The following is a 24028-nucleotide window of genomic DNA, read 5'->3' on the forward strand; positions in this document are numbered from 1 at the left end:
GCGACGGAGCGGACCTTGGAAATCAGCGCTGACCAGCCGATCTTCGTGATCTCCGTGGCGGCTGAACTGGCGGACATGCACCCGCAGACCCTCCGGCAGTACGACAGGCTGGGCATCGTCTCGCCCAGCCGCGCACCGGGGAAGTCCCGCCGCTACTCACAGCGGGACGTCAACATGCTGCGCCAGGTCCAGCGGCTGTCCCATGAAGGGGTCTCGCTCGAAGGCATTAAACGGATCCTGGAGCTGGAGAACCAGGTGGCCGCCTTGCAGCACAGGGTGAGTGAACTGACCGAGGAACTGGGCCGCCGTCGTAATCCCCTGGATCAGCGGATCTTTGCCGCCGGTGCAGCCGGTGACGTGGTCAGCCTGGCCCGCGGCCAGCGGCCCCGTGGCCGCTCCCAGGCAGTGGTGATCTGGCGCCCCCGGGCGCTGGGCACGTAGCTGCAGTGCACGCACCCGCGTCGAAAATTAGAGTACTCACTACTCGTGACGGTTCCGCCCCCACTGTCTTGAATGGAAACTGCTGCTGGTCTCACAGCTGCAGGTTCAAGCCTCGGGGGGTTTTCTCGTGTTCGGTTCTTCAGTCCATATGTTCGCAGGGTCCACGGCAGGGCTGATCCTGCTCGCCATCGGCCAGACCATCGTGGTGGTGTGCGTCTGTTTCGACATGGTGCGGGCGCTGTCCGTGCCGCGGTCGCACCGGCGCTACCTGGCCAGCACCGTGTTCCGGACGCTGGCCATTCCGGCCATCATCGCTACCGGCATGAGCGTTCTGATTGACGCGTTGTCCTGGTCCTGGATGGATGTCTGCATGTCGATGTTCGTGATGGTGGCGATCATCTTCCGCCTGCACCACGACAAGGACGAGGACAGCTGGTGGAAGGGCAAGGGCAAGAAGCTGGCGCGCTGGGCCCGCCGGCAGTTCAGCGGTGGCACCTCCGTGGCGCCCGCGATGGGGTAGCCTCCCGGGTTCACCTCTTCGGCTTGTGACGGCGGCCCTGCCGCGCGGTCATCAACGCATATCCACAGGTCAGAGCCGTTTTATCGGTGGTCTTGACTGATTGTGTCCCGCGGGTGGGCCAAGGTTACGTTCTGGCAGGTTTCCCGCAGGTTAACTCTCAGCCCCCGCTTTTCCGCGGTTCCCGGTGCCTCGTCCGGTGTTCACCATCGCTCAAGGCCAGCCGTGGCAACAGTCCGGAAACTGTCTCGAAACCAACACCGCAGGCGCCGAAACATTTCGCTCCTACATTCATCGCAAGGGGTCCCTTCTGACGGACCTCGGAGGCGAGCCGCTGCCCAGCGCAACGGCGGAGTGAAAAGCAGGTACACATGAGGGTTTCGGTCACCAAACGCGCTTTCCTTCCCTTGGCGGCAGCCGCCATGGCCACTGTCCTGGCGGGCTGCGGCAGCCAGATCGCGGATCCGGCGTCGGCGGGGTCCACCGCCAGCAGCGGCACTTCCTGCGTTGACACGTCCGGCAGCAGCGTCAAAGTGGGGTTCATCAACTCGCTCTCGGGCACCATGGCCATCAGCGAGAGCACAGTCTTCGACTCCCTGACCCTGGCTGCCGAGGAGATCAACGCTACCGGCGGAGTCCTGGGCAAACAGCTGGAGGTCATCAGCGAAGACGGCGCCAGCGAACCCACCAAGTTCGCGGAGCGTGCAGGAAAGCTGATCCAGCAGGACTGCACCGCCGCCGTGTTCGGCGGCTGGACCTCGTCCAGCCGCAAGGCGATGCTCCCCGTGTTTGAGGCCAACGACGCATTGCTCTTTTACCCGGTGCAGTACGAGGGCCTGGAGTCGTCGAAGAACATCTTCTACACCGGAGCAACCACCAACCAGCAGATCATTCCGGCCCTGGACTACCTGGCCGAGCAGGGGACCAAGTCACTTTTCCTCGTGGGAAGTGACTACGTCTTCCCGCGCACAGCGAACAAGATCATCCAGGCGTACGCCGAGGCAAAAGGCATCGAAGTCCTCGGGGAAGAGTACGCCCCGCTTGGCTCCACCGAATTCTCAACCATCGTCAACAAGGTTCGCGACTCCAAAGCCGATGCGGTCTTCAACACCCTCAACGGCGACAGCAACGTGGCCTTCTTCCGCCAGTACAAGAGCGTCGGCCTAATGGCGGACACCATGCCCGTGGTCTCCGTCTCCATCGCCGAGGAGGAAGTGCCCGGCGTCGGCCTGGACAACGTGCAGGGCCAGCTGACTGCGTGGGATTACTATCAGACCCTGGACACCCCGGCCAACAAGAAGTTCGTTGCCGCGTTCAAGGCCAAGTTCGGCTCCGAGCGGGTGACCAGCGATCCCATGGAGGCCGCCTACACCTCGCTGTACCTGTGGAAAGCCATGGTGGAGAAGGCCGGATCCTTCGAGGTGGACAAGGTGCAGGCCGCTGCGGACGGGGTGACCTTCGAGGCGCCTGAAGGCCTGGTCACCGTCAACGGGGAAAACAACCACATCACCAAAACCCCGCGCATTGGCAAGATCAATGCGGACGGCCTGATCGACACGGTGTGGTCATCGCCTGCGGCGGTTGAACCGGATCCTTTCCTGGCCACGTACGACTGGGCCAAGGACCTGGCCAAGTAGCGGCAGCGCCAGAATAGCGACGAAAGGCCTGCTGGAATGGAACTCCTGATAGGGCAGATGTTCGCCGGACTCAGCCTCGGCTCGGTGCTGCTGCTGGCAGCACTGGGGCTCTCGCTAACCTTCGGCCAGATGGGGGTCATCAACATGGCCCACGGTGAGTTCATGATGGCCGGCGCGTACACGGCCTTCGTGGTCCAGCGGGCCATCTCCGACGCCGGGGTATCGCTGCTGGTTTCCATTCCCGCAGGCTTCCTGGTGGGAGGTGTCCTGGGGCTGGTGCTCGAGGCGGTGCTGTTGCGCCGTATGTACCACCGGCCCCTGGACACCCTCCTGGTCACGTTCGGGGTGGCACTGATCCTGCAGCAGGCCGCACGTGACATCTTCGGCGCACCCAGCGTGGATGTCCGGGCGCCGGCCTGGCTGCAGGGGAACATCGAGTTGCTCGGCGCCCCCATCCCACTGACCCGGCTCTTTATCCTGGCGCTCTCGCTGGTGTGCCTGGCTGGCCTGGTCCTGCTGCTGAAGGCAACTCCGCTTGGCCGTCGGATCCGGGCTGTTGTCCTGAATCGCGACCTCGCCGAAACCTCCGGGGTGTCTACAAGGCGCAGCGACCAGCTGACTTTCTTCATCGGGTCTGGCCTGGCCGGCATCGCCGGAGTCGCGGTCACCCTGATTGGCTCCACCAGCCCGTATCTGGGCACCAACTACATCGTGGACGCTTTCCTGGTGGTGGTGGCCGGCGGCATCGGCCAGATCAAGGGAGCTGTGATCGCCGCGTTTTCCCTGGGAGTACTGCAGTCCGTCTTCGAGTATTCGACGACGGCCAGCATCGGCAAGGTTCTGATCCTGATCGTGATTGTGGTGTTCCTCCAGCTCCGGCCGCAGGGCATCTTCAGCCTCAAAACGAGGAGCCTCGCATGAAAAGCCTTTTGCACGGACGGATGGGAACCGCGGCCGGATTCGCCCTCGGCGCGGTCCTGCTCCTGGGGATTGCACCTGCAGTACTCCCCGCGTTCAACCTTGCCCTGCTCGGGAAGTTCCTCTGCTTTGCCATCGTGGCTGTGGGCATCGGCCTGGCCTGGGGCCGCGGCGGGATGCTGACCCTGGGCCAGGGGGTGTTCTTCGGTCTTGGCGCCTACATCATGGCCATGCACATGAAACTGGCCGACGCGTCACTCTTTGGCGGCTCCGGGGTTCCGGACTTCATGTCCCTTTACGGCAGCGGCGAGGTGCCCGGCTGGTGGGAACCGTTCCGCAGCCCCGCGGTGACGCTGCTGGCCGTGGTGCTGGTGCCGGGCCTGGTGGCGCTGATTCTGGGATTGGCCATCTTCAAGCGCCGCGTCAAAGGCGCCTATTTCGCGATCCTCAGCCAGGCCCTGGCGGCCGCCTTTGCCGTGTTCCTGATTGGCCAGCAGGCCACCACCGGCGGCTCCAACGGCCTCAACGGGTTCCGGTCCTTCTTCGGCTTCGACCTGAAGGACCCGAACAACAAGCTCATGCTGTACATGATCGCGGCGGTAATCCTCCTGCTCTCCCTCGCCGCTGCCCGGCAGTTGATGCACAGTAGGCTCGGCGAGTTGCTGGTGGCAGTCCGGGACCAGGAGGAGCGGGTCCGTTTCCTTGGTTACGATCCCGCCACCGTCAAGACTGTCATCTACGTGGTTGCAGCCATTCTGGCAGGCATCGCAGGGGCCCTGTTCGTCCCGCTGGTCGGGATCATCTCACCGGCGGATGTGGGCGTGATCCCATCCATCGCCTTCCTGATCGGCGTGGCGATCGGCGGCCGGGCCACCCTGCTGGGGCCGGTCCTGGGCGCGGTTGGCGTCGCCGCAGCCCAGTCCAGCCTGTCCTCCACTTTCCCGTCTTTCTGGGTGTACTTCCAGGGGCTGCTGTTCGTCCTGGTCATCGGGTTCATGCCTGGCGGGCTTGCCTCCCTGCCGGCGCTGGTGCGGCGGCGGCGCGGAACCCCGCAGGCGGCGGCCAGACAGGAAGCAGCGGCACCCGCGGTTCCAAGCCCTGGGGCTCCAAGCCATGCGGCCCCGAGCCCCGCAGCACCATCCCCCGCAGCGACTGACGCGGCGGCCCAAACTCCGGCAGCACCGGACTCCGGAGCTGGCACGAGAACAACCAAGTCCGAGGAGGTCAGCCGATGACTACGCCCACTCTGCTTCCCGAGGGGGAGCCACAGGCCGGCGGACTGCGCCACGGACGGCCCAAGTACCTTGAAGTCCGCGACCTCTCGGTTACCTTTGACGGGTTCCTGGCCGTGGACAACGTCAACCTCAACGTGATGCAGGGCGACCTGCGGTTCCTGATCGGCCCCAACGGTGCGGGGAAAACGACCGTCATCGATGCCATCACCGGGCTGGTACCGGCCACGGGGTCAGTGAACCACACCGGCACAGAGATCCTGGGCCGCAAAGTGCACCAGATCGCCCGGCTTGGCGTGGGACGCACGTTCCAGACCGCCAGCGTGTTTGAGAACCTTTCAGTGCTCCAGAACCTCGACATTGCGGCGGGCTCGGGCCGCGGGCCGCTGAAGATGCTCCGCCGCCGGAAGTCCGTGGAGCCGGCCGTGGAGGAGGCCCTGGAAATCATCGGCCTGGAAGGGGCGGCGGACAAGCAAGCGGGCATCCTGGCCCACGGCCAGAAGCAATGGCTGGAGATCGGCATGTTGCTGGTCCAGAACTCAGACGTGCTCCTGCTCGATGAACCGATTGCGGGCATGAGCCAGGATGAGCGGAGTGAAACCGGCGAGCTGCTGCGGCGCATCGCAGCCAGCCGGATCACCCTGGTCATTGAGCACGACATGGACTTCGTCCGGGAATACGCGACGTCGGTCTCAGTCCTTGCCGCCGGAAAGGTCCTCAGCGAGGGAAGCGTGGCGCAGGTGCAGGCGGACCCGAAGGTGCAGGACGTCTACCTGGGCACCTCGGGCACCTCCGGAGTCGCTCGCACCTCAGGCACCTCGGGAACGGAAGGCCACTGATGCTGAAAATCGAAAATCTTCAGACCGGCTACGGCCGCACCCAGGTGATTTCGGGGGTGAGCCTGTCCGTTGACGACGGAGCCGTTGTCTCTGTCCTGGGGCACAACGGTGCCGGCAAAACGACGCTGCTGCGCGCCGTCGTCGGACTTCTCAAACCCATGGCAGGACGCATCACGCTGGACGGTGAGGACATCTCCGCCCTCCGCCCGCATCAGCGGGTGGCGCGTGGCATGGCTTATGTGCCGCAGGGCCAGCAGTCATTCGGGCAGCTTTCCGTCATGGAGAACCTGCAGCTCGTGGCGGACGGGCGGAAGAACGGTGCAGGACGAGTGGCGGAGGCCCTCGAGATGTTTCCCGCGCTGCGGCCGCTGCTGGCACGGCGGGCAGGACTCCTTTCGGGCGGCCAGCGTCAGCAGCTGGCCATTGCCCGGGCCCTGATCACCGATCCGCGCCTGCTGATCCTGGACGAACCAACGGAGGGCATCCAGCCCAACGTTGTGGCCGAGATCGAGGCGACCATCGTCAAGCTTTCCCAGCGCGACGGCATGAGCATCCTCCTGGTAGAGCAGCACATCGGCTTTGCCCTCCATGCTGCCGATAGCTACCACGTTCTTTCTGCCGGTAGGGTCTCCTCCTCGGGTGCCGGCGGCGCAGAATCGGCCGCCAATGTGCGGCAAGCAATGCTCATCTGAGATGGCTCAGTAGCTCGCAGGAGTCTCGCCGCGCTCAGTCTCCCCGCGCTCAGTCTCGCCGGTCTTGGTCACAAGGGGCGCCTTGATGTACTGCGCGGCGAGGGCCTCGGATCCCCTCGCCAGCAGGGCGACGTCGGCGCCCACCAGGATGAAGTCGGCGCCGGCGTCGAGGTACCGCTGCGCGGTGTCGGGGTTGAAGGCGTTCACGCCCGCGGGTTTGCCGGCTGCTTGGGCTGCTTTGAGGCAAAGTTCGACGGCGGCGCGCACCTTGGGGTGGTCCTGCTGGCCGAGCAGTCCCATTGAGGCGGCAAGGTCCGAGGGGCCGAGGAAGATGGCATCCACTCCGTCCACCTTCAGGATCTCCTCCACTGCCTCCACGGCGGCGCCGGACTCGATCTGGACGGTGACGCTGATGGTCTCCCCGGCCCGGGCCAGGTAGTCCGGGACCCTGTTCCAGCGGGCCGCGCGGGCCAGGGCAGACCCAACTCCGCGCACCCCCTGGGGCGGATACCGCGTGGCGGCCACCGCGGCTTCGGCCTCCGCCAGGGAGTTCACCATGGGGATCAGCAGGTTCTGCACACCCAGGTCCAGGTACTGCTTGATCACCACAACATCGTTCACGGGCGGCCGGACCAGCGTGTGGATTGGGTAGCCGTGGATGGCCTGGAGCTGGGCAAGAACGGATTCGAGCCCGTTGGGGCTGTGCTCGGCATCGATCAGGAGCCAGTCCAGCCCCGACCCGGCACAGAGTTCGGCGATGAGCGGGCTGCCGGAGCACACCCACATCCCGGCCAGCGGACGGCCTGCTTCGTCCTTTTCATTGCGCAGGGCATCCCGGAACGTGTCTTCTATTCGAAGCGGCATGTCACAACTCCCAGAGGTCCGTAGTCTGCGTGGACGGTATCGCCCTTGTATACCCACATGGGCCGGGTGAAAGAGCCGGCGAGAATGATGTCCCCGGCGTTGAGTGAATCCCCGTGCGCGGCGATCTTGTTGGCCAGCCAGTGCACACCATTCGCCGGGTGGTCCAGGACCCCGGCGGCAACACCGGTTTCCTCCACTGTCTGGTTCTTGTAGAGGATCGCGGCGACCCAGCGGAGATCCACGGCGTCGGGTTTCACCGGGTTGCCGCCGATCACCATGGCACCCATAGCGGCGTTGTCCGAGATGGTGTCCACGATGGTCCGGCCCTCCATCTCGATCCTCGAATCGAGGATCTCCAGGGCCGGAACCACGTAATCAGTGGCCTTCAGGACATCGAAAATGGTGCAGCCCGGGCCCTTCAGCCCGTCCTTCAACACAAACGCCAGCTCCACCTCCACCCGCGGGTGCGAGTACTGGTCCCACTGCACCGAACAGCCGGTTTCCAGGACCATGTCATCGAAGATGGCGCCGTAGTCCGGTTCGGTGATGCCGGTGGCCGCCTGCATGGCCTTTGACGTGAGGCCGATCTTTCGGCCCACCAGAGTCCGGCCGGCTTTCTCGTTGCGTCGCCGCCAGAGCTGCTGCACCGCGTAGGAGTCCTCCACGGTCATTCCCGGGTAGCGGGCGGTCAGGCGGGGGACCGGCTTGCGGGAACGCCCGGCCTCCAGCAGCTCGTCCGCGATGGCCTCAATCGTCTTGGCGTCCAGCATGGCTACAGCTGCGCCCCGAGCTTGAAGCCGGTTTTCTGTTCAGTAGCGCCGGCCCCTTCTCCTTCTGTTTTGCGGGTGTAGGAGAAGCCGTCGGCCCCCACGGTCACGGCCATCTCGCTCTTCTCCTCGCGTTCGATGACGGGCTGCGGGTTTCCGTCCAGATCCAGGACCAGGGACGCTTCGGTGTACCAGGACGGGACAACCGGGTTGCCCCACCAGTCACGGCGCTGGTTGTCGTGCACGTCCCAGGTAACCACGGGGTTGTCCGGATCGCCGGTGTAGTAGTCCTGGGTGTAGATCTCCACGCGGTGGCCGTCCGGATCCAGGATGTAGAGGTAGAACGCGTTGGACACCCCGTGGCGTCCGGGGCCGCGTTCGATCCTGTCACTGATGCGCAGGGCGCCCATCTTGTCGCAGATCTGGATGATGTTGTGCTTCTCGTGGGTGGCGAACGCGATGTGGTGCATCCGCGGGCCGTTGCCGCCGGTCAGGGCGGTATCGTGGACGGTCTGCTTGCGGTGCATCCACGCTGCGTACGTCACGCCGTCGGAATCCTGGATGTCCTCCGAGACGCGGAAGCCCAGGTCCTCCAGGTACTTCCGGCCGCGGGGCACGTCCGGGGTGACCTGGTTGAAGTGGTCCAGGCGGACCAGTTCACCTGCGGAGTAGAGATCATAGCGCTGGGTGAGGCGTTCGACGTGCTCCGCCTCGTAGAAGAATTCGTAGGGGAAGCCCAGCGGGTCCTCCACCCGGACGGAGTCCCCGATGCCCTTGGTGAAGCCTTCCTTGCGGCGTTCGGTGCGGCAGCCCAGTTCCTTGTAGTAGGCCTCGGCGGCGTCCACCTCGGCGGGGGACTTCACGCGGTAGGCGAAGGCGGCGACGGCGGCGATGGGTCCTTTGCGGAGCACCAGGTTGTGGTGGATGAACTCCTCGAGGCAGCGCAGGTAGACGTTGTTTTCATCTTCCTCGGTGACGTGCAGGCCCAGCATGTCGACGTAGAACTCGCGGGACTTGGCGAGATCGGTGACCACAATCTCCATGTAGGCGCAGCGGACGATGTCCGGTGCCGGGACGGTGGGGGTGGGTACGAAGTTGGTCATGGGATTCTCTCTTCTTTGAAAGGGGTGTTGCTAAGCGCCGAATTTGGGGGTGTGGACGGTGCCAAGGGTGATGTGGACGGCCTGCTGGTCGGTGTAGAAATCGATGGAGCGGTAGCCGCCCTCGTGGCCCAGGCCCGAGGCCTTCACGCCGCCGAACGGGGTGCGCAGGTCCCGGACGTTGTGGCTGTTCAGCCACACCATGCCGGCCTCGACGTTCTGGGCGAAGTTGTGCGCCCGGGTCAGGTTCTGGGTCCAGATGTAGGCCGCCAGGCCGTATTTCGTGTTGTTGGCCAAGGCGAGCGCTTCGTCGTCGTTCTCGAACGGGGTGATGGCGACGACGGGGCCGAAGATCTCCTCCTGGAAGATCCGGGCGTCGGGGGCGACGTCGGCAAACACGGTGGGTGCGATGTAGTTGCCTTCCGGGAGGCCTTCCGGCCGTCCGCCGCCGGCCAGCAGCCGGCCTTCGGACTTGCCGATCTCCACATAGGAGGCGACCTTCTCAAAGTGCTCAGGGTGCACCAGCGCACCCACCTGGGTCTTGGGATCATGCGGATCGCCCACCACGATGTTCTTGGCGCGGGCGGCGTACTTCTCGCAGAATTCGTCATAGATGGCGCGTTCCACCAGGATGCGGGAGCCTGCGGTGCAGCGTTCGCCGTTGAGGGAGAAGACCCCGAACAGGGCGGAATCGATCGCGGCGTCCAGGTCGGCGTCTGCAAAAATAACGCAGGGGGACTTCCCGCCGAGCTCCATGGACAGGCCCTTGAGGTTGGCTGCGGCGTTGCGGAAGATGGTCTGGCCTGTGGTGGTCTCGCCGGTGAAGGAAATCAGGGGAACGTCCGGGTGCTTGACCAGGGCGTCGCCGGCTTCCTCGCCGAGGCCGTTGACCAGGTTGAACACACCGTCCGGAAGGCCTGCCTCCTTGAAGATGGTGGCCCACAGGGAAGCTGACAGCGGCGTGAACTCGGCTGGCTTGAGGACCACGGTGTTGCCGGTGGCCAGGGCCGGGGCCAGCTTCCAGGACTCCAGCATAAACGGGGTGTTCCACGGTGTGATGAGCCCGGCCACACCGATCGGCTTGCGGTTCACGTAGTTGATCTGGGAGCCCGGGACCTTCATGGCGTCGTCGAACTGGGCCACGATCAGGTCCGCGAAGAAGCGGAAGTTCTCGGCCGCACGCAGCGCCTGGCCTTTGGCCTGGGTGATGGGAAGGCCGGTGTCGAACGTTTCCAGTTCGGCGAGCCGCTCCTCCTGGGCCTCGACGGCATCAGCGATCCTGTTCAGAATCCGGGCCCGTTCGCGGGGCTTCATCTTCGGCCACGGGCCGTTGGTGAACGCTTCCCGGGCTGCGGCGACAGCGAGGTCGATGTCCTCTTTCTGTCCTGCAGCGGCCGTTGCGTAGTTCTGGTTGGAGACCGGGTCCAGGACGTCGAAGGTCGCCCCGCCCACGGAGTCAACGAACTGGCCGTTGATGTAGTGCTGGATATGGGTGGGAAGGTCCTGCGGCACGTAATGCTTCGTGGTCTGTTCGGCTGTAAACGACATTGTTTTCTTCCTTACTGGTACGCGGATGTACTGCTGTGTACGGGTTGCTCAGATGCTCCTGGCCTGGGCGAGGTAGGCGTCCAGGGTGGTGGAGCGGTGAAGCCGGGCGGCCTTTTCGATGGTGTCCGCGTCGGCCCCTGTTTCGATGAGCCGGAGCAGCGCCTCGTGTTCGTCCACGGATTCGTTGGCGCGGCCGGGGACGAAGCGGAAGGTGGAGGACCGCAGCGAGGCGAGCCGGTTCCAGCCGCGGTGGACCAGGTCCAGGATGTGCGGGTTGGGGCAGTGTTCAAACAGGACGCTGTGGAAGTCCTGGTTCAGGTGGGTGAAGCGGACGGGATCGAAGTGCTTGAGGCATTCGCGCATTTCCGCGTTGATGCTGCGGGCCCGCTGGATGTCCTGCGCGCCGATCAGGGGGGCCGAGATGGCGGTGGCTGCTCCCTCCACAATGCTCAGGGTCTGCATGGTGTAGAGGTATTCGGTGGGGTCGATGCCGGCCACGGTGGCGCCTACGTTGCGTTCGAAGGTCACCAGGCCTTCGGCCTCGAGCCGGCGGATGGCTTCACGGACGGGTACCACGCTGAAGCCGAGGTCCTTGGCGATGGCGCCCAGGACCAGCCGGTAGCCGGGCGTGTAGGCGCCTTCGACGATCCGTGCCTTGACAGCGCGGTAGGCCTGTTCCGACTTGCTGCCTGCATTGCCGGCGGCCACAGCTGTTTCAGTCAGTGCTCCTTCAATCACGGGCTTTGCCTGCTTCCCATTCCTCATACTTCGCCCGCCAGTCCTTGCCCAGCGGGTAGAGCCCGTCCACGCTGTGGCCCTGCTGCACCATCTCTGCGATGAACGTTTCCTCGCGCTCCTGGGCGATCGAATCATCCGCGAGCTCTTCGGCCATCGCCGGCGGGATGACCAGGATGCCGTCCGAATCGGCCACGATGATGTCGCCGGGCTGCACGGTGGTGCCGCCGCACGCGATGGTGATGTCCGTGTCCCATGGGATGTGCCGGCGGCCCAGCACGGCGGGGTGCGGGTTGGAATAGTACGTGGGCATCTCCATCGCTGCCACCGTGGAGAAGTCGCGGACGCCGCCGTCGGTGATGATCGCGACGGCGCCACGCACCTCGGCCCGCAGGGCGAGGATGTCACCGATGGTGCCGGTGCCCTTTTCGCCTCGGGCCTCCATGACCAGGATTTCGCCCTCGTTCACGGAGTCGATGGCGCGCTTCTGGGCATTGAAACCGCCGCCGTGGGCCGTGAACAGGTCCTCGCGGTTGGGGACGTAGCGCAGGGTCCTGGCCAGGCCCACGATCCGCTTTTCCGGCCGGGTGGAGGTCAGGCCGTCGATGCTGACGTTGTTCAGCCCGCGCTTGCGCAGCTGGGAGGACAGGGTGGCGGTGCAGACGCTCTCCAGCTTTGCCTTCAGTTCAGCGGAAAGGACACGCCCGACGGCGGCACTTGCCTCCGGTGCCAGACCCGCGGCTTCACGCGAACCGTACGCCTCCTCACGCTGGACGTCATCAGCCTGCGGCTGGGCACCAAAACCGGCGAACGGCGTCGTGCCTTCCTCCACCGTGGTGACTAGGCGGCCCGTGGTCAGACGCCCGTCAGCGGTGCTGACTTCCACCTCAAGCACGTCCCCCGGTTTGGCGACGGAGGCCCCGGCGGGGGTGCCGGTGAGGATCAGGTCGCCTTCTTCGAGGGTCAGCAGCTGGGAGAGGTCGGCCACCAGCCGCGCGAACGGGAAGAGCAGGTCTGCTGTGGTGTCGTCCTGGACCACCTCGCCGTTGTGCCAGGTGCGGATCCGCAGGTTGGCGGGGTCGACGTCGTCTGCCGGAATAAGTGCCGGGCCCACCGGCGTGAAACCGTCGCCGCCCTTCGACCGCAGGTTGGAGCCTTTGTCCGCGTAGCGGAGGTCGTAAACACCGAGATCGTTGCTGGCGGTGACTGCTGCAACGTGGCTCCAGGCGTCCTGGATCTCCACCCGCCGTGCCTGCTTGCCGATCACCAGGGCGATCTCACCTTCATAACCAAGAAGTTCGCAGCCGGCGGGGCGTTCAACCGGTGACCCGCTGAGGGAAAGGGAGGAGGATGGCTTCAGGAAGTAGGACGGCTGGGCCGGTGTCCGTCCCCGCTGGGCGGCGCGGCTGGGGTAGTTGATATGCACCGCGATGACCTTGCGGGCCGAGCCCAGGGTGTGGTCGGTGACCTGTTCCAACAGTTGCTCCTCGTCGAGTACGAAATCGTATACGATCACTATACTCAGCAGAGAGAGCCCGTCAACCCCTCAAGTATTGCCGGAAGTCCGGCTCGAGGACCCCGAGCGAAGCGCACGACGATGGGACTCTTGTAGCCCCCGTCACATCTGCCGTACAGTTGAATCGAAGCTACGATTTCATATATCGAACGTTCTGTTCCCATATAGAACAGCCAGTCGATCCCAGGAAAGCCACACAGCGAAGTGAGGAAAGCCCGTGCAGTTCCACCATCACGGATACGTATCCGGTGACCCCCGGGTCAAGCCGGCAGCCGGAGCAGGCATCAACCGGCCCGCGGATCTTCCGGACGAGGTTGACGTCCTCATTGTGGGTACGGGCCCTGCGGGCATGCTCGCCGCCGCGCAGCTCTCCCAGTTCCCGGACATCACCACCCGAATTGTCGAGCGCCGCCCCGGCAGGCTGGTCATCGGCCAGGCTGACGGCATCCAGGCCAGGAGTGTAGAGACCTTCCAGGCATTCGGCTTCGCCGAGCGGATCATCGCAGAGGCGTACCGCATCACGGAGATGGCGTTCTGGAAGCCGGACCCGGCTGACCACTCCCGCATCGTCAGGGGTGCCCGCGCGGTCGACGACGAAATGGGCATCAGTGAGTTCCCGCACCTCATTGTGAACCAGGCGCGGGTGCTGGACTACTTCGCCGAAGTCATGGCCAACTCACCCACCCGGATGTCCCCCGATTACGGCTACGCGTTCCGCGGGCTCGAGGTCGGAACCGAAGGGGAATACCCCGTCACGGTGACGCTCGCCCACGCGGTTGGACCCAACGAAGGCCAGGATCGTGTTGTCCGTGCCAAATACGTGATTGGTGCCGACGGCGCCCGCAGCAAGGTGCGGGACTCGATTGGCTGCACCCTCGCGGGCGACGCGGCAAACCACGCGTGGGGCGTCATGGACGTGCTCGCCAACACGGACTTCCCGGACATCCGGACCAAGTGCGCCATCCAGTCCGGCTCGGGCGGCAGCATCCTGCTGATCCCGCGCGAAGGCGGTTTCCTCTTCCGCATGTATGTTGACCTCGGGGAAGTCGACCAGCAGGACCACGGCTCCGTGCGCGCCACCACCATCGAGCAGATCATCGCCCACGCCAACCAGATCCTGCACCCCTACACGCTGGACGTCCGCAACGTCGCCTGGCACAGCGTCTATGAGGTGGCCCACCGCCTCACTGACCGGTTCGACGACGTCCTTCCGGACCAGCGGGGGACCCGCCCGCCGCGCGTCTTCATCACCGGGGATGCCTGCCACACGCACAGCGCCAAGGCGGGCCAGGGCATGAATGTCTCCATGCAGGACGGCTTCAACCTCGGCTGGAAGCTGGGCCACGTCCTTGAGGGGCGCAGCCCGGAGAGCCTGCTGTCCACGTACTCCGAAGAGCGCCAGGTGGTGGCAAAGAACCTCATCGACTTCGATAAGGAATGGTCAACCATGATGGCGAAGAAGCCCGAGGAGTTCGCGAACCCCTCCGAGCTCGAGGACTTCTACGTGAGCACGGCCGAGTTCCCGGCAGGCTTCATGACGCAGTATGCGCCGTCGATGCTCACCGCCGAACCCACCCACCAGGAGCTTGCGGCAGGTTTCCCCATCGGCAAGCGCTTCAAGTCCGCGCCGGTGATGCGGGTTGGTGACACCAACCCCATCCACCTTGGGCACCACGCCACTGCCGATGGCCGGTGGCGGATCTACGTCTTTGCCGACACGGCACTGCCCGGCGCCGGAACACTGCCCAGCGCCGGAACACTGCCCGGTGCCGGAACGCGATCGGCCGTTGACGACTTCGCCGAGTGGATTGCGAACGCAACCGACTCACCGCTGGCGGCGACGCCGTCGGGCGCTGACCTGGACGCGTGGTTCGACGTGAAGGTGATCTACCAGCAGCCGCACACCGAGATCGACATCAATGCCGTTCCCGAGGTGTTCAAGCCGCTCGTAGGGCCGTTCCAGCTCCGGGATTACGAAAAGGTCTACGCCACGGATCCAAAGGCTGACATCTTCGAGCTGCGCGGCCTGGACCGCGGCGGCGTGGTGGTGGTGGTGCGGCCGGACCAGTACGTGGCCAACGTCCTCCCGCTGACGGCGACGGCGGAACTGGGTGCGTTCTTCGGGCCACTGCTGCAGGTCCGCCAGCCCAAGGAGGCCTGACCCTCGGACCCACACTTTGACGGCAACCGGTTGCCGCCTTCTGGAGGCCGTGTACTAACATAGGCATGCAGCCCGCACGCAAAATGCCCTACTGTGCACGGCCTCCCCTCCGTCCCGGACCGGGGCCGCCGGCGGCCACCCCTCATTGGCGGCCGCCCGAGCTCGTTGCCAATCGGAGGAGGACCTCATGGCTGAAGAAAAAGACGCACCCCGCTCTGCGGACCCGCCGAAGGCACTGATCCCCCGGAGCCAGCTCGGCGGCACGGACCGGCGGCGTAACGGCCAGGACTTCGAAAACCGCCCGCCCGTCTCCAGCCAGGAACTGAGCAAGGCGCCCGCCGAACTGATCGAGGAACGCGGGCCGAAGGTCAACTGGCGCGTTTTTGTGATCTCCTCAGCCATCATTGTTGCCTTCTCCGTGTGGGCCATGGTCATGCCCACCGGGGCAGCCGCGACCATGAAGACCGTGGTGGCCTGGATCGCTGAAAACCTCGGCTGGTTCTACGTCCTCACTGTCACGGTGGTGATTCTGTTCGTGCTGTGGGTGGCACTGTCCAAGGAAGGCTCCGTCCGGCTCGGCCCGGACCACTCCCGGCCGCAGTACAAACTCTTCACCTGGGTGGCCATGCTGTTCGCCGCAGGGGTAGGCATCGACATGCTCTTCTACTCCGTAACCGGACCCATCACCCAGTACATGATGCCCCCGGTGGGCGAAGGCCAGACCCCCGCGGCCGCGCAGGATGCCGTGGTCTGGACCATGTTCCATTACGGGGTGGCGGGCTGGGCCATGTACGCGTTGCTTGGCATGGCCATGGGATATTTCGCGTACCGGTGGGGCATGCCCCTGTCCATCCGCGCCGCCCTGTATCCGCTGCTGGGCAAACGGGTCCGCGGCGGAATCGGCGATGCCATCGACATAGTGACCCTGGTGGGCACGGTCTTCGGCGTTGCCACCTCCATGGGCATCGGCGTGGTACTGCTGAACGTCGGGTTCTCCTTGCTTTTCGGCCTGCAGCAGGGACTGGCACTGCAGATCGCCCTGGTGATTGTCGCCGTCGTGATGACCATCGCGGCATGCACCTCCGGGGTAGACAAGGGGATCCGCTGGATCGCCGAACTGAACATCTGGAGTGCGGCGGCCATGCTGCTGTACATCCTGGTGACCGGACAGACCTCGTTCCTGCTCAACTCCATGGTGGAGAACATCGGCCGGTTCGTGTTCACGCTTCCGGACCGCACCCTGCAGACGTTTGCCTACGAGGAGGGCGGCTCGGAATGGATGGCGGGCTGGACCCTGTTCTTCTGGGCTTTCTGGCTGGCCTGGGGTCCGTTCGTGGGACTGTTCCTGGCCCGCATTTCGCGCGGCCGGACCTTGCGGGAGTTCGTCATCGCCGCCATCACCGCCCCGGTCCTGTGCGATTTCCTGATCGTCAGCATCTTCGGCAACAGTGCCATGCACGAAGTCCTGGGCGGCAACACGGAGTTCGCCCAGCTGGCCATGGACAGCCCTGAACAGGGCTGGTACGCCCTGCTGGAGATGTTCCCCGGCGCCGGCTTCCTGATCGGCCTGGGCACGCTGTCCGGCATGCTGTTCTACCTCACCAGCGCCAACTCCGGAGCCATGGTGATGTCCAACTTCTCCTCCTCCATCCCGGACCCGTCACAGGACGGCGCCAAATGGCTGCGCATCTTCTGGGCGGTCCTCACGGCCCTGCTGACCATCGCCATGCTGGTGGCCGGCGGTGTAACCACCATGGAATACGCCACGCTCATCTTCGCCCTGCCGGTGACCATCATCGCCTGGCTGGTGATGGCATCCTTCTCCAAAGCACTGCGCATGGAGCGCGCCGAACGTGAAGGGCAGGTCCTGCGGCGGCAGTCGACGGCGGCCCACGGCGGCCACGTGCCGGACCGCACCTGGCGCCAGAGGCTGGCAGGGATGCGTTCATATCCGTCGAAGAAGCAGGTGGCCCAGTTCATGGAACGCACGGTGCAGCCTGCCTTGGCGGATGTGGTCAGGGAGTTCACCAACCTGGGCTACCAGGCCACGCTGGACCTGATCCCGGACGAGCACACGGCCATTTCCAGCCACGCACTGGTGGTCAGTATCCCGGACCACCGCGACTTCCACTACCAGGTCAAGGTGGTGGAGGCGCCGGTGCCGATGTTCGGCGGACGGATGTCCCGGCAAACGGACGTCTACTACCGGGTGGAAGTGTTCGCCCAGACCGGCTCGGAGGGCTACGACCTTATGGGGCTGTCCCACCAGCAGGTCATCGACGACGTCCTGGACCGTTACGAGGCGCACCTGGGCTTCCTGACCTACTCGACCCAGCACGACTACGCCTCGGTGCTGACCCCGCCGGTTCCAACCGCCACGGGGAGCATGCCGCTGGTGGAGCTGCCGCGCGACAGCCAGCCGCGCGACGGCGGGGCGGACAAACCCGGGGCTTAAGCGGGCCCGTGCCTCACGGCAGTGGCGCCGGTCAGGCGGGCACAGTCTGGCCCAGCCGGTAATCGGCTGCGGAGTACACACCAAGGATCCGTACTTCCGTGGTGAAGAACGCGAGTTCCTCCAGGGCCAGGCTCAGCGCCAGGTCCTCGGGGTGGCCTTCCACATCGGCCATGAACATGGTGGCGGCAAACTCGTTGCCCACCATGTAGCTTTCCAGCCGTGTCATGTTCACGCCGTTGGTGGCGAACCCGCCGAGGGCCTTGAACAGCGCAGACGGGACGTTCCGGACACGGAACAGGAAGCTGGTCACTGCCGGCCCGGCCAGTTCATCCCTGCTGGGCAGCTCTTTCTCCGGCGCCAGGACCACAAACCGGGTGGTGTTCGACGGGTCGTCCTCCACCCGGGAAGCCAGTACCTCCAGGCCATAGATCTCGGCGGCCAGCGGGGGAGCGAGGGAGAGTTTCGCGGGGTCGTTCCACTCCCGCACCTCCCGGGCTGATCCGGCGGTGTCGCCGGCGATGACGGGCTTGAGGCCGTGCTCGCGGATCAGCCGGCGGCACTGGCCCAGCGCGTGGATGTGGCTGTGGACCTCGGTGGCCGCCTCGATGGTGCTGCCGGGTATGCCCAGCAGGTCGAAATGGATGGGCAGGAAGAACTCGCCCACGATCTGCAGCCGGGACTGCGGCAGCAGGATGTGGATGTCCGCCACCCGGCCGGCGATCGAGTTCTCAATGGGGATCATCGCCAGTTCCGCCTCGCCGCTGGACACCAGCTCGAACGCGTCCTCAAAGCTGGCGCAGGGAACACTTTCCAGCTCAGGGAACATCTGCATGCACGCGATATTGGAATTGGCGCCGGGCTCACCCTGGTACGCAATCTTCTGGGCCATGGTCCGTATGGTTTCACGGCCCGCCCAATCCCCCCAATTGGCGGCGATTATCCCGTCATGCTGCGCTGCGGGGCAGGCAACAAGAAGTCCGGCATTAATAATCGTTGATACCATGGCGTGTTGAATATTCAAGGAATTTGAGGAGACAGTGTGGACTCGCGGCTCGAAGCCATCCGGAATACCGTGTTGGCGCGGAACCCCGGCGAGGCTGAATTCCACCAGGCAGTGACCGAGGTTTTCGAGAGCCTTGGACCCGTCCACGACAGGCACCCGGAGTTCCTCGAAGCGGCCATCCTGGAGCGGCTGTGCGAGCCTGAGCGGCAGATTATCTTCCGCGTGCCATGGACCGATGACTCCGGCCGCGTGCAGATCAACCGCGGCTTCCGGGTTGAATTCAACTCAGCCCTTGGCCCCTACAAGGGCGGCCTGCGCTTCCACCCCTCCGTCTACCTCGGAATTGTGAAGTTCCTCGGCTTCGAGCAGATTTTCAAGAACGCGCTGACGGGCATGCCCATCGGCGGCGGCAAGGGTGGCTCGGACTTTGACCCCCGCGGCCGCAGCGACGCCGAAGTGATGCGGTTCTGCCAGTCGTTCATGACCGAGCTGTACCGCCACATCGGCGAATACACGGACGTTCCCGCCGGTGACATCGGTGTGGGCGGACGCGAGATCGGCTACCTCTTCGGCCAGTACAAGCGCATCACCAACCGCTACGAATCCGGTGTCCTGACCGGCAAAGGCATGTCCTGGGGCGGCTCGCTGGTCCGGCCCGAGGCCACCGGCTTCGGCACCGTCATCTTCACCGAAGAGATGCTCAAGACCCGCGGAACGTCCTTCGACGGCCAGCGCGTGGTGGTCTCCGGCTCCGGCAACGTAGCCATCAACGCCATCGCCAAGGCCCAGACGCTCGGCGCCACCGTGGTGGCCTGTTCTGATTCTTCCGGTTACATCGTGGATGAGGCTGGAATCGACGTCGAACTTCTCCGCCAGGTGAAGGAAACCGAACGCGGACGCCTCAAGGACTATTCCCTGCGCCGTTCCGGCGTCGCATATGTGGATTCCGGCTCGGTGTGGGATGTTGACGCCACCGTGGCTCTGCCGTGCGCCACGCAGAACGAGCTCGACGGCGATGCTGCCGCGAGGTTGGTCCGCAACGGCCTCCTCGCCGTCGGCGAAGGCGCCAACATGCCCTCCACCCGTGATGCGGTTTCGGTGTTCCAGGACGCCGGCGTGCTGTTCGGCCCCGGCAAAGCCGCCAACGCGGGAGGTGTGGCCACCTCGGCGCTGGAGATGCAGCAGAACGCCAGCCGCGATTCCTGGTCCTTCGAGCACACCGAACAGCGCCTGACGGAGATCATGGTGGGGATCCACCACCGCTGCGCCGCCACCGCTGACGAATACGGCGAGCCCGGAAACTATGTGCTCGGCGCCAACATTGGCGGTTTCGTCAAAGTGGCCGACGCGATGCTCGCTCAGGGCCTGATCTAGGGCCCAGCCGGTGCCGGTCTGCCGCGCCGGTCTACCGGGGCAGGGTGAGGATTTCGGCGCCGTCGCTGGTGATCGCAATCGTGTGCTCGCTGTGGGCTGTCCGGCATCCGGTGGCGCTTCGGAGCGTCCACCCGTCCGCATCCGTGACGAGTTGGGCGGTGTCCACCATGACCCACGGCTCCAGGGCCAGCAGCAGCCCCGGCCGCAGCTTGAACCCACGGCCAGGCCGCCCGGTGTTCGGAACGTGCGGGTCCTGGTGCATGGTTGATCCGATGCCATGGCCGCCGAACTCGGTGTTGATGGGATACCCCGCTTCGCTGAGGACGGCGCCGATGGCATAGGAGATGTCGCCGATGCGTGCTCCGGGTCCGGCGGCCGCAATCCCTGCGGCCAAGGCGCGTTCGGTGGTGCTGATCAACGCCACGCTCTCCGCCGGCTTTGAATCGCCCACGATGAAGCTGATGGCGGAGTCTGCGGCAATTCCAGCTTTGGCGACGGCGAGATCGAGAGTCAGCAGGTCGCCGTCGGCCAGTGCGTAGTCGTGTGGCAGTCCGTGGAGCACGGCGTCGTTCACGGCCGTGCAGATGTAGTGGCCGAACGGTCCGCGTCCGAAGGATGGCGCGTAATCCACATAACAGGAGTCCGCCCCGGCCTCGACGATCATCTCCTTGGCCCACCGGTCGATGTCCAGGAGGTTGGTGCCCGCCTTGCTGCGGCCCTTCAACGTCTGCAGGATGTTGGCCACCAGGGCGCCTGTTTCCTTTGCGCGGGCAAGTTCGGTGGGGTTCAGGATCTCGATCATGCAGCGCCTCCCTCATACGGGCAATATCTATACCGGCCATATTATGGCGGCCTCCACTCGATGCCGCGTGGGCCGGCATTAAGGTGCGTCATGGCCGGGCCATGGCCGAAACAAGAAGTTTACATTCCTGCAGAACGCCCGTAACGGTGGTTTGGCTACTCTGGTGCAACAAGGTTTACTAGTAGCTAACACCGACCGGACAGGAATGTTTCGATGACAAGTGTCGCAACCCCTGCTGTATCCGCCCCATCCATAACCCCGGCGGACCACATCTCGCTGAAGGACATCGCACAGGCCCACGATGTCCGCTTCCTGCTGGCCACCTTCGTGGACATGACCGGCAAGCCCTGCGCCAAGCTGGTCCCCGTTGAAGCCGCCGATGAACTGGAGGCCGGGGCCATGGGCTTCGCGGGCTACGCGGCCGGACTGATTGGCCAGAAGCCCCAGGATTCCGACCTGATCGCGGTCCCGGACCTCGCGTCCTTCACCCCCGTGCCTTTCATCAAGGAAGGCCTGGCCATCATCCACTGCGATCCGCACGTTGACGGAAAGCCCTGGCCGTACGCCCCGCGGGTCATCCTGAAGAACACGCTCGCCCGCTTGGCCGGACAGGGCATGCAGGCCAAGATCGGCGCCGAGGTTGAGTACTTCCTGGTGAACAGGAACGACGACGGGACGCTGAGCACCGCGGATGCCCGCGACGATTCGCCCCGCCCCTGCTACGACGCCCGCGGTGTCACCCGGATGTATGACCACCTCACCTCCATCTCGGAGGCGATGAACTCGCTGGGCTGGGGCAACTACGCCAACGACCATGAGGACGCCGCCGGCCAGTTCGAACAGAACTTCAACTACGCGGACGCGCTTACCACCGCAGACCGCGTGGTCAGCCTCCGCTACATCCTGAACATCCTCGCCGGACAGCGCGGCATGACCGCAACCTTTATGCCCAAGCCCTTCACGGACAGGACCGGCACCGGCCTGCACTTCCACCTGTCCCTGTGGTCCGGCGCCGAGGCGCTGTTCCCGGCAGGCACCGGTGCGGGGGACAGCGGTGCGGGCGTCAGCGGTGCGGCCACCAATAGTGCCGGCACAACCGGAACGGACGACGGCGGCCGCGGCCTTGGGCTGTCCGAGCTCGCCTACTCGTTCATTGGCGGCATCCTTGAGCATGCGCCTGCGCTGCAGGCGTTCCTGGCGCCCACGGTGAATTCCTACAAGCGGTCGGGTGCCACCACCAGTTCCTCAGGTGCCACCTGGTCACCTCGCAAGGCATCGTTCGGCGGCAACGACCGGACCCATATGATCCGTGTTCCGGATAACAAGCGGATCGAGCTCCGCTCCGGTGACGGCTCGGCCAACCCCTACCTGGCCATCGCCACCGCCATCGAAGCGGGCCTGGACGGCGTTGAACGGGCCGTTGATCCGGGGACGCCCTCCGGCCCGGGCGAATCCAGGCCCGATGCCCACCTCCTGCCGGCCACCCTGCTGCACGCGGTCGAAGCTTTGCGGCGCGATCCGGTGATCCTGGCCTGCCTCAGCGGCGACGCGGAGATCGGCAGGTACTACGCCGATGCCAAGGAAGAGGAGTTCCTCAGCTGGCACAACCAGGTCAGCGAGTGGGAAATCCGCACGTACCTGACGTCCGTCTGACGCAACGTCCAACTGACTGGCCTCCCCCCACGAGCTTCCACCACAGCAAAACACCAGCTCCACCAAGAACCTCCACCAAGAAAAGGAACCCCACATGTGCGGAATCGCCGCGCTGCAGCTGCGCAACCCCCTGCTGCACCCCCAGATGGGCAGCCTCCTGTCCGCGATGATGTGCCAGATCGTGGACCGCGGTCCGGACTCCGCCGGCATGGCTGTCTATGACACCCCGGGCCTGGTCTCCGCAGGAACCTCCACCCTGAGCCTGCTGGGCAAGGACCAGGGCCTGCCTGTCGCAGAGATCCAGCGCGCAGTATCCGGCATGTTGCCTTCGGACGCAGCTCCGCTGGTCCGGGTGGTGGGTGACACCACCCTGGTGAGCGCCGCCGTCGGAACTGATCTCCTGGTGAAAGCGGTCAGCGAAACCCTTCCCGGCTCCACTATCATTGGCCGCGGCGAGCACGTGGCGGTCATGAAGAGCGTCGGCCACCCCATGGAGATCGCCGCCGAGCACGGGCTCGAAACGATGGCCGGAAGCCAAGGCCTGTCCCACACCCGGATGGCCACAGAATCCGCTGTGACGGCCGGCGGCTCGCACCCCTTTTCCGTTGCCGACGATCTTTGCCTGGTCCACAACGGTTCCTTCTCCAACCACGCCACTGTCCGGCGCGATCTTAAGCGCGAAGGTGTGGTCTTCGACTCCGAAAACGACACCGAAGTAGGCGCCCGCTACGTGGCCTCCCGCCTGCAGCAGGGCGACACCCTCGAGGAAGCCCTGGTCAACCTGGGCAAGGTCCTCGACGGTTTCTACACCCTGGTGGTGACCACCGCGGACAGCATGGCCGTGGTCCGGGACCCCATCGCCTGCAAGCCGGCCATCATCGCCGAAACGGACGACTACGTGGCCATGGCTTCCGAATACCGTGCCCTGGCCGCCCTGCCCGGCATCGAAAACGCCCGCATCTTTGAACCGGAACCCGGAAAGGTCTACACATGGTCACTCTGACAGCGCCCGAAACCAGCAGCCCCGAAACCAGCAGTTCTGAAACCAGCAGCCCCGAAACCAGCCCTGCAAGCACGGCGGCACCTCAGGAAACTTTCGTTGTTGACCTGGCCGGCGGCCCCGTCCGCGCCTTCAACCAGGCACTCCACCACGCCGTTGACGGCCAGTCCTGGACCGTCACCAACCCCGAAGGCAAGCACAGTCTCGCGGTGGGTATCAACGCGGACGTCTCGGTGACCGTGGAAGGCCACGCCGGCTACTACGCAGCCGGGATGCACCAAAAAGGCGAAGTGACCGTCAACGGCAATGCCGGCGTCGGGCTGGCCGAGAACATCATGTCCGGCCGCGTCCACGTCAAGGGGGACGCCTCCCAGTCCGCTGCCGCCACCGGCCACGGCGGGCTGGTGGTCATCGACGGCAACGCCAGCGCCCGCTGCGGCATTTCCATGAAGGGTGTGGACATTGTGGTGGGCGGCAACATCGGCCACATGTCCGCGTTCATGGCACAGGCCGGACGCCTGGTGGTCTGCGGCGACGCCGGCGAGGCCCTGGGCGACTCCATCTACGAGGCCCGGATCTACGTCAAAGGCACCGTGGCTTCCCTCGGCGCCGACTGCATCGAAAAGCCCCTGAAGGAAGAGCACCTGGCCGAACTCGCCGGGCTGCTCGCTGCCGCCGGGCGGAGCGACAACCCGGCCGACTTCAAGCGCTACGGCTCAGCCCGGAACCTCTACCACTTCAGCGTCCACAACTCGACGTCGTACTAGGAGCCAC

The 24028-nt window shown here is 65.2% G+C and carries 21 protein-coding genes; 13 read left to right on the forward strand and 8 right to left on the reverse strand.

The window, feature by feature from the left end; translation table 11 throughout:
* Positions 1 to 15 precede the first annotated feature (15 nt).
* The 7 genes from ACP7AX_RS16275 (at position 16) to urtE (ending at position 6276) form a co-directional block, all read left to right on the forward strand.
* Positions 16 to 441, forward strand: coding sequence for a heat shock protein transcriptional repressor HspR (locus ACP7AX_RS16275; protein WP_426227846.1), 426 nt, complete (start codon positions 16 to 18; stop codon positions 439 to 441).
* Positions 442 to 589: 148 nt separating this feature from the next.
* Positions 590 to 961, forward strand: coding sequence for a hypothetical protein (locus tag ACP7AX_RS16280; RefSeq protein ID WP_426227894.1), 372 nt, complete (start codon positions 590 to 592; stop codon positions 959 to 961).
* 368 nt (positions 962 to 1329) lie between these two features.
* Complete coding sequence (gene urtA, locus ACP7AX_RS16285) at positions 1330 to 2595, forward strand: urea ABC transporter substrate-binding protein (RefSeq protein ID WP_426227848.1); 1266 nt, start codon at positions 1330 to 1332, stop codon at positions 2593 to 2595.
* 36 nt (positions 2596 to 2631) lie between these two features.
* Positions 2632 to 3516 carry an urea ABC transporter permease subunit UrtB gene (gene urtB / locus ACP7AX_RS16290; protein WP_426227850.1) on the forward strand — a complete coding sequence of 295 codons (885 nt, stop codon included), beginning with the start codon at positions 2632 to 2634 and terminating at the stop codon, positions 3514 to 3516.
* A complete protein-coding gene (gene urtC, locus ACP7AX_RS16295) occupies positions 3513 to 4748 on the forward strand; it encodes an urea ABC transporter permease subunit UrtC (RefSeq protein WP_426227852.1) in 1236 nt (411 codons plus the stop codon). Before urtB ends, urtC begins: the two co-directional genes overlap by 4 nt.
* A complete protein-coding gene (gene urtD / locus ACP7AX_RS16300) occupies positions 4745 to 5584 on the forward strand; it encodes an urea ABC transporter ATP-binding protein UrtD (RefSeq protein ID WP_426227854.1) in 840 nt (279 codons plus the stop codon). The genes urtC and urtD overlap by 4 nt, the downstream gene beginning before the upstream one ends.
* Positions 5584 to 6276 carry an urea ABC transporter ATP-binding subunit UrtE gene (urtE, locus tag ACP7AX_RS16305; protein ID WP_426227856.1) on the forward strand — a complete coding sequence of 231 codons (693 nt, stop codon included), beginning with the start codon at positions 5584 to 5586 and terminating at the stop codon, positions 6274 to 6276. Before urtD ends, urtE begins: the two co-directional genes overlap by 1 nt.
* A gap of 6 nt (positions 6277 to 6282) precedes the next feature.
* Here the strand turns inward: urtE and ACP7AX_RS16310 are convergent, their stop codons facing one another.
* Genes ACP7AX_RS16310 through ACP7AX_RS16335 form a run of 6 tightly spaced genes read right to left on the reverse strand, consistent with a single transcriptional unit; the run spans position 6283 to position 12767 of the window.
* Positions 6283 to 7140 (reverse strand): HpcH/HpaI aldolase family protein, encoded by an 858-nt coding sequence (locus ACP7AX_RS16310; RefSeq protein ID WP_426227858.1) that lies wholly within the window; start codon positions 7138 to 7140, stop codon positions 6283 to 6285.
* The gene (gene hpaH / locus ACP7AX_RS16315; RefSeq protein ID WP_426227860.1) at positions 7125 to 7910 is read right to left on the reverse strand and encodes a 2-oxo-hept-4-ene-1,7-dioate hydratase; all 786 of its coding nucleotides are present in this window, start codon (positions 7908 to 7910) and stop codon (positions 7125 to 7127) included. Before hpaH ends, ACP7AX_RS16310 begins: the two co-directional genes overlap by 16 nt.
* Before the next feature lie 2 nt (positions 7911 to 7912).
* Positions 7913 to 9010 (reverse strand): 3,4-dihydroxyphenylacetate 2,3-dioxygenase, encoded by a 1098-nt coding sequence (hpaD, locus tag ACP7AX_RS16320; RefSeq protein WP_131683223.1) that lies wholly within the window; start codon positions 9008 to 9010, stop codon positions 7913 to 7915.
* A 30-nt stretch (positions 9011 to 9040) separates the two neighbouring features.
* Positions 9041 to 10555 carry a 5-carboxymethyl-2-hydroxymuconate semialdehyde dehydrogenase gene (hpaE, locus tag ACP7AX_RS16325; protein ID WP_131683222.1) on the reverse strand — a complete coding sequence of 505 codons (1515 nt, stop codon included), beginning with the start codon at positions 10553 to 10555 and terminating at the stop codon, positions 9041 to 9043.
* A gap of 48 nt (positions 10556 to 10603) precedes the next feature.
* Positions 10604 to 11278 (reverse strand): GntR family transcriptional regulator, encoded by a 675-nt coding sequence (locus ACP7AX_RS16330; protein WP_426227896.1) that lies wholly within the window; start codon positions 11276 to 11278, stop codon positions 10604 to 10606.
* A gap of 7 nt (positions 11279 to 11285) precedes the next feature.
* Positions 11286 to 12767 (reverse strand): fumarylacetoacetate hydrolase family protein, encoded by a 1482-nt coding sequence (locus ACP7AX_RS16335; protein WP_426227898.1) that lies wholly within the window; start codon positions 12765 to 12767, stop codon positions 11286 to 11288.
* A 256-nt stretch (positions 12768 to 13023) separates the two neighbouring features.
* On the opposite strand from ACP7AX_RS16335, the gene ACP7AX_RS16340 reads away from it, so the two are divergent.
* Positions 13024 to 14967, forward strand: coding sequence for an FAD-binding monooxygenase (locus ACP7AX_RS16340; protein WP_426227863.1), 1944 nt, complete (start codon positions 13024 to 13026; stop codon positions 14965 to 14967).
* A gap of 187 nt (positions 14968 to 15154) precedes the next feature.
* The gene (betT, locus tag ACP7AX_RS16345) at positions 15155 to 17422 is read left to right on the forward strand and encodes a choline BCCT transporter BetT (protein ID WP_426227865.1); all 2268 of its coding nucleotides are present in this window, start codon (positions 15155 to 15157) and stop codon (positions 17420 to 17422) included.
* A 31-nt stretch (positions 17423 to 17453) separates the two neighbouring features.
* Here the strand turns inward: betT and ACP7AX_RS16350 are convergent, their stop codons facing one another.
* On the reverse strand, positions 17454 to 18311 hold the full coding sequence (locus tag ACP7AX_RS16350) for a prephenate dehydratase (RefSeq protein ID WP_426227867.1): 858 nt from the start codon (positions 18309 to 18311) through the stop codon (positions 17454 to 17456).
* Positions 18312 to 18461: 150 nt separating this feature from the next.
* On the opposite strand from ACP7AX_RS16350, the gene gdhA reads away from it, so the two are divergent.
* Positions 18462 to 19799, forward strand: coding sequence for an NADP-specific glutamate dehydrogenase (gdhA, locus tag ACP7AX_RS16355; RefSeq protein ID WP_131683218.1), 1338 nt, complete (start codon positions 18462 to 18464; stop codon positions 19797 to 19799).
* Positions 19800 to 19830: 31 nt separating this feature from the next.
* On the opposite strand, the gene map is transcribed toward gdhA, so the two are convergent.
* A complete protein-coding gene (map, locus tag ACP7AX_RS16360) occupies positions 19831 to 20601 on the reverse strand; it encodes a type I methionyl aminopeptidase (protein WP_426227869.1) in 771 nt (256 codons plus the stop codon).
* A gap of 213 nt (positions 20602 to 20814) precedes the next feature.
* On the opposite strand from map, the gene ACP7AX_RS16365 reads away from it, so the two are divergent.
* From ACP7AX_RS16365 to ACP7AX_RS16375, 3 genes are all read left to right on the forward strand, one after another.
* Positions 20815 to 22254, forward strand: a complete 1440-nt coding sequence (locus ACP7AX_RS16365; RefSeq protein ID WP_426227871.1) for a type III glutamate--ammonia ligase — start codon at positions 20815 to 20817, stop codon at positions 22252 to 22254.
* A gap of 94 nt (positions 22255 to 22348) precedes the next feature.
* Entirely contained in the window at positions 22349 to 23257 is a 909-nt protein-coding gene (locus ACP7AX_RS16370; RefSeq protein WP_131683215.1) for a glutamine amidotransferase, read from the forward strand.
* Positions 23245 to 24021 carry a protein glxC gene (locus ACP7AX_RS16375; RefSeq protein WP_426227873.1) on the forward strand — a complete coding sequence of 259 codons (777 nt, stop codon included), beginning with the start codon at positions 23245 to 23247 and terminating at the stop codon, positions 24019 to 24021. Before ACP7AX_RS16370 ends, ACP7AX_RS16375 begins: the two co-directional genes overlap by 13 nt.
* The last annotated feature ends 7 nt before the right edge of the window (positions 24022 to 24028 follow it).

Origin of the sequence: Pseudarthrobacter sp. DSP2-3-2b1, from assembly GCF_049895945.1 — a bacterium.
Taxonomy (GTDB): Bacteria; Actinomycetota; Actinomycetes; order Actinomycetales; family Micrococcaceae; genus Arthrobacter.

What these genes read in the sequence shown, in the direction of transcription:
- urtB (WP_426227850.1), top strand. Translation starts at nt 2,632, where the DNA reads ATGGAACTCCTGATAGGGCAGATGTTCGCCGGACTCAGCCTCGGCTCG.
- ACP7AX_RS16370 (WP_131683215.1), top strand. Translation starts at nt 22,349, where the DNA reads ATGTGCGGAATCGCCGCGCTGCAGCTGCGCAACCCCCTGCTGCACCCC.
- hpaD (WP_131683223.1), bottom strand. Translation starts at nt 9,010, where the DNA reads ATGACCAACTTCGTACCCACCCCCACCGTCCCGGCACCGGACATCGTC.
- hpaE (WP_131683222.1), bottom strand. Translation starts at nt 10,555, where the DNA reads ATGTCGTTTACAGCCGAACAGACCACGAAGCATTACGTGCCGCAGGAC.
- betT (WP_426227865.1), top strand. Translation starts at nt 15,155, where the DNA reads ATGGCTGAAGAAAAAGACGCACCCCGCTCTGCGGACCCGCCGAAGGCA.
- urtC (WP_426227852.1), top strand. Translation starts at nt 3,513, where the DNA reads ATGAAAAGCCTTTTGCACGGACGGATGGGAACCGCGGCCGGATTCGCC.
- ACP7AX_RS16350 (WP_426227867.1), bottom strand. Translation starts at nt 18,311, where the DNA reads ATGGCCCAGAAGATTGCGTACCAGGGTGAGCCCGGCGCCAATTCCAAT.
- ACP7AX_RS16365 (WP_426227871.1), top strand. Translation starts at nt 20,815, where the DNA reads ATGACAAGTGTCGCAACCCCTGCTGTATCCGCCCCATCCATAACCCCG.
- ACP7AX_RS16280 (WP_426227894.1), top strand. Translation starts at nt 590, where the DNA reads ATGTTCGCAGGGTCCACGGCAGGGCTGATCCTGCTCGCCATCGGCCAG.
- map (WP_426227869.1), bottom strand. Translation starts at nt 20,601, where the DNA reads ATGATCGAGATCCTGAACCCCACCGAACTTGCCCGCGCAAAGGAAACA.
- urtD (WP_426227854.1), top strand. Translation starts at nt 4,745, where the DNA reads ATGACTACGCCCACTCTGCTTCCCGAGGGGGAGCCACAGGCCGGCGGA.
- ACP7AX_RS16310 (WP_426227858.1), bottom strand. Translation starts at nt 7,140, where the DNA reads ATGCCGCTTCGAATAGAAGACACGTTCCGGGATGCCCTGCGCAATGAA.
- urtA (WP_426227848.1), top strand. Translation starts at nt 1,330, where the DNA reads ATGAGGGTTTCGGTCACCAAACGCGCTTTCCTTCCCTTGGCGGCAGCC.
- hpaH (WP_426227860.1), bottom strand. Translation starts at nt 7,910, where the DNA reads ATGCTGGACGCCAAGACGATTGAGGCCATCGCGGACGAGCTGCTGGAG.
- ACP7AX_RS16375 (WP_426227873.1), top strand. Translation starts at nt 23,245, where the DNA reads ATGGTCACTCTGACAGCGCCCGAAACCAGCAGCCCCGAAACCAGCAGT.
- urtE (WP_426227856.1), top strand. Translation starts at nt 5,584, where the DNA reads ATGCTGAAAATCGAAAATCTTCAGACCGGCTACGGCCGCACCCAGGTG.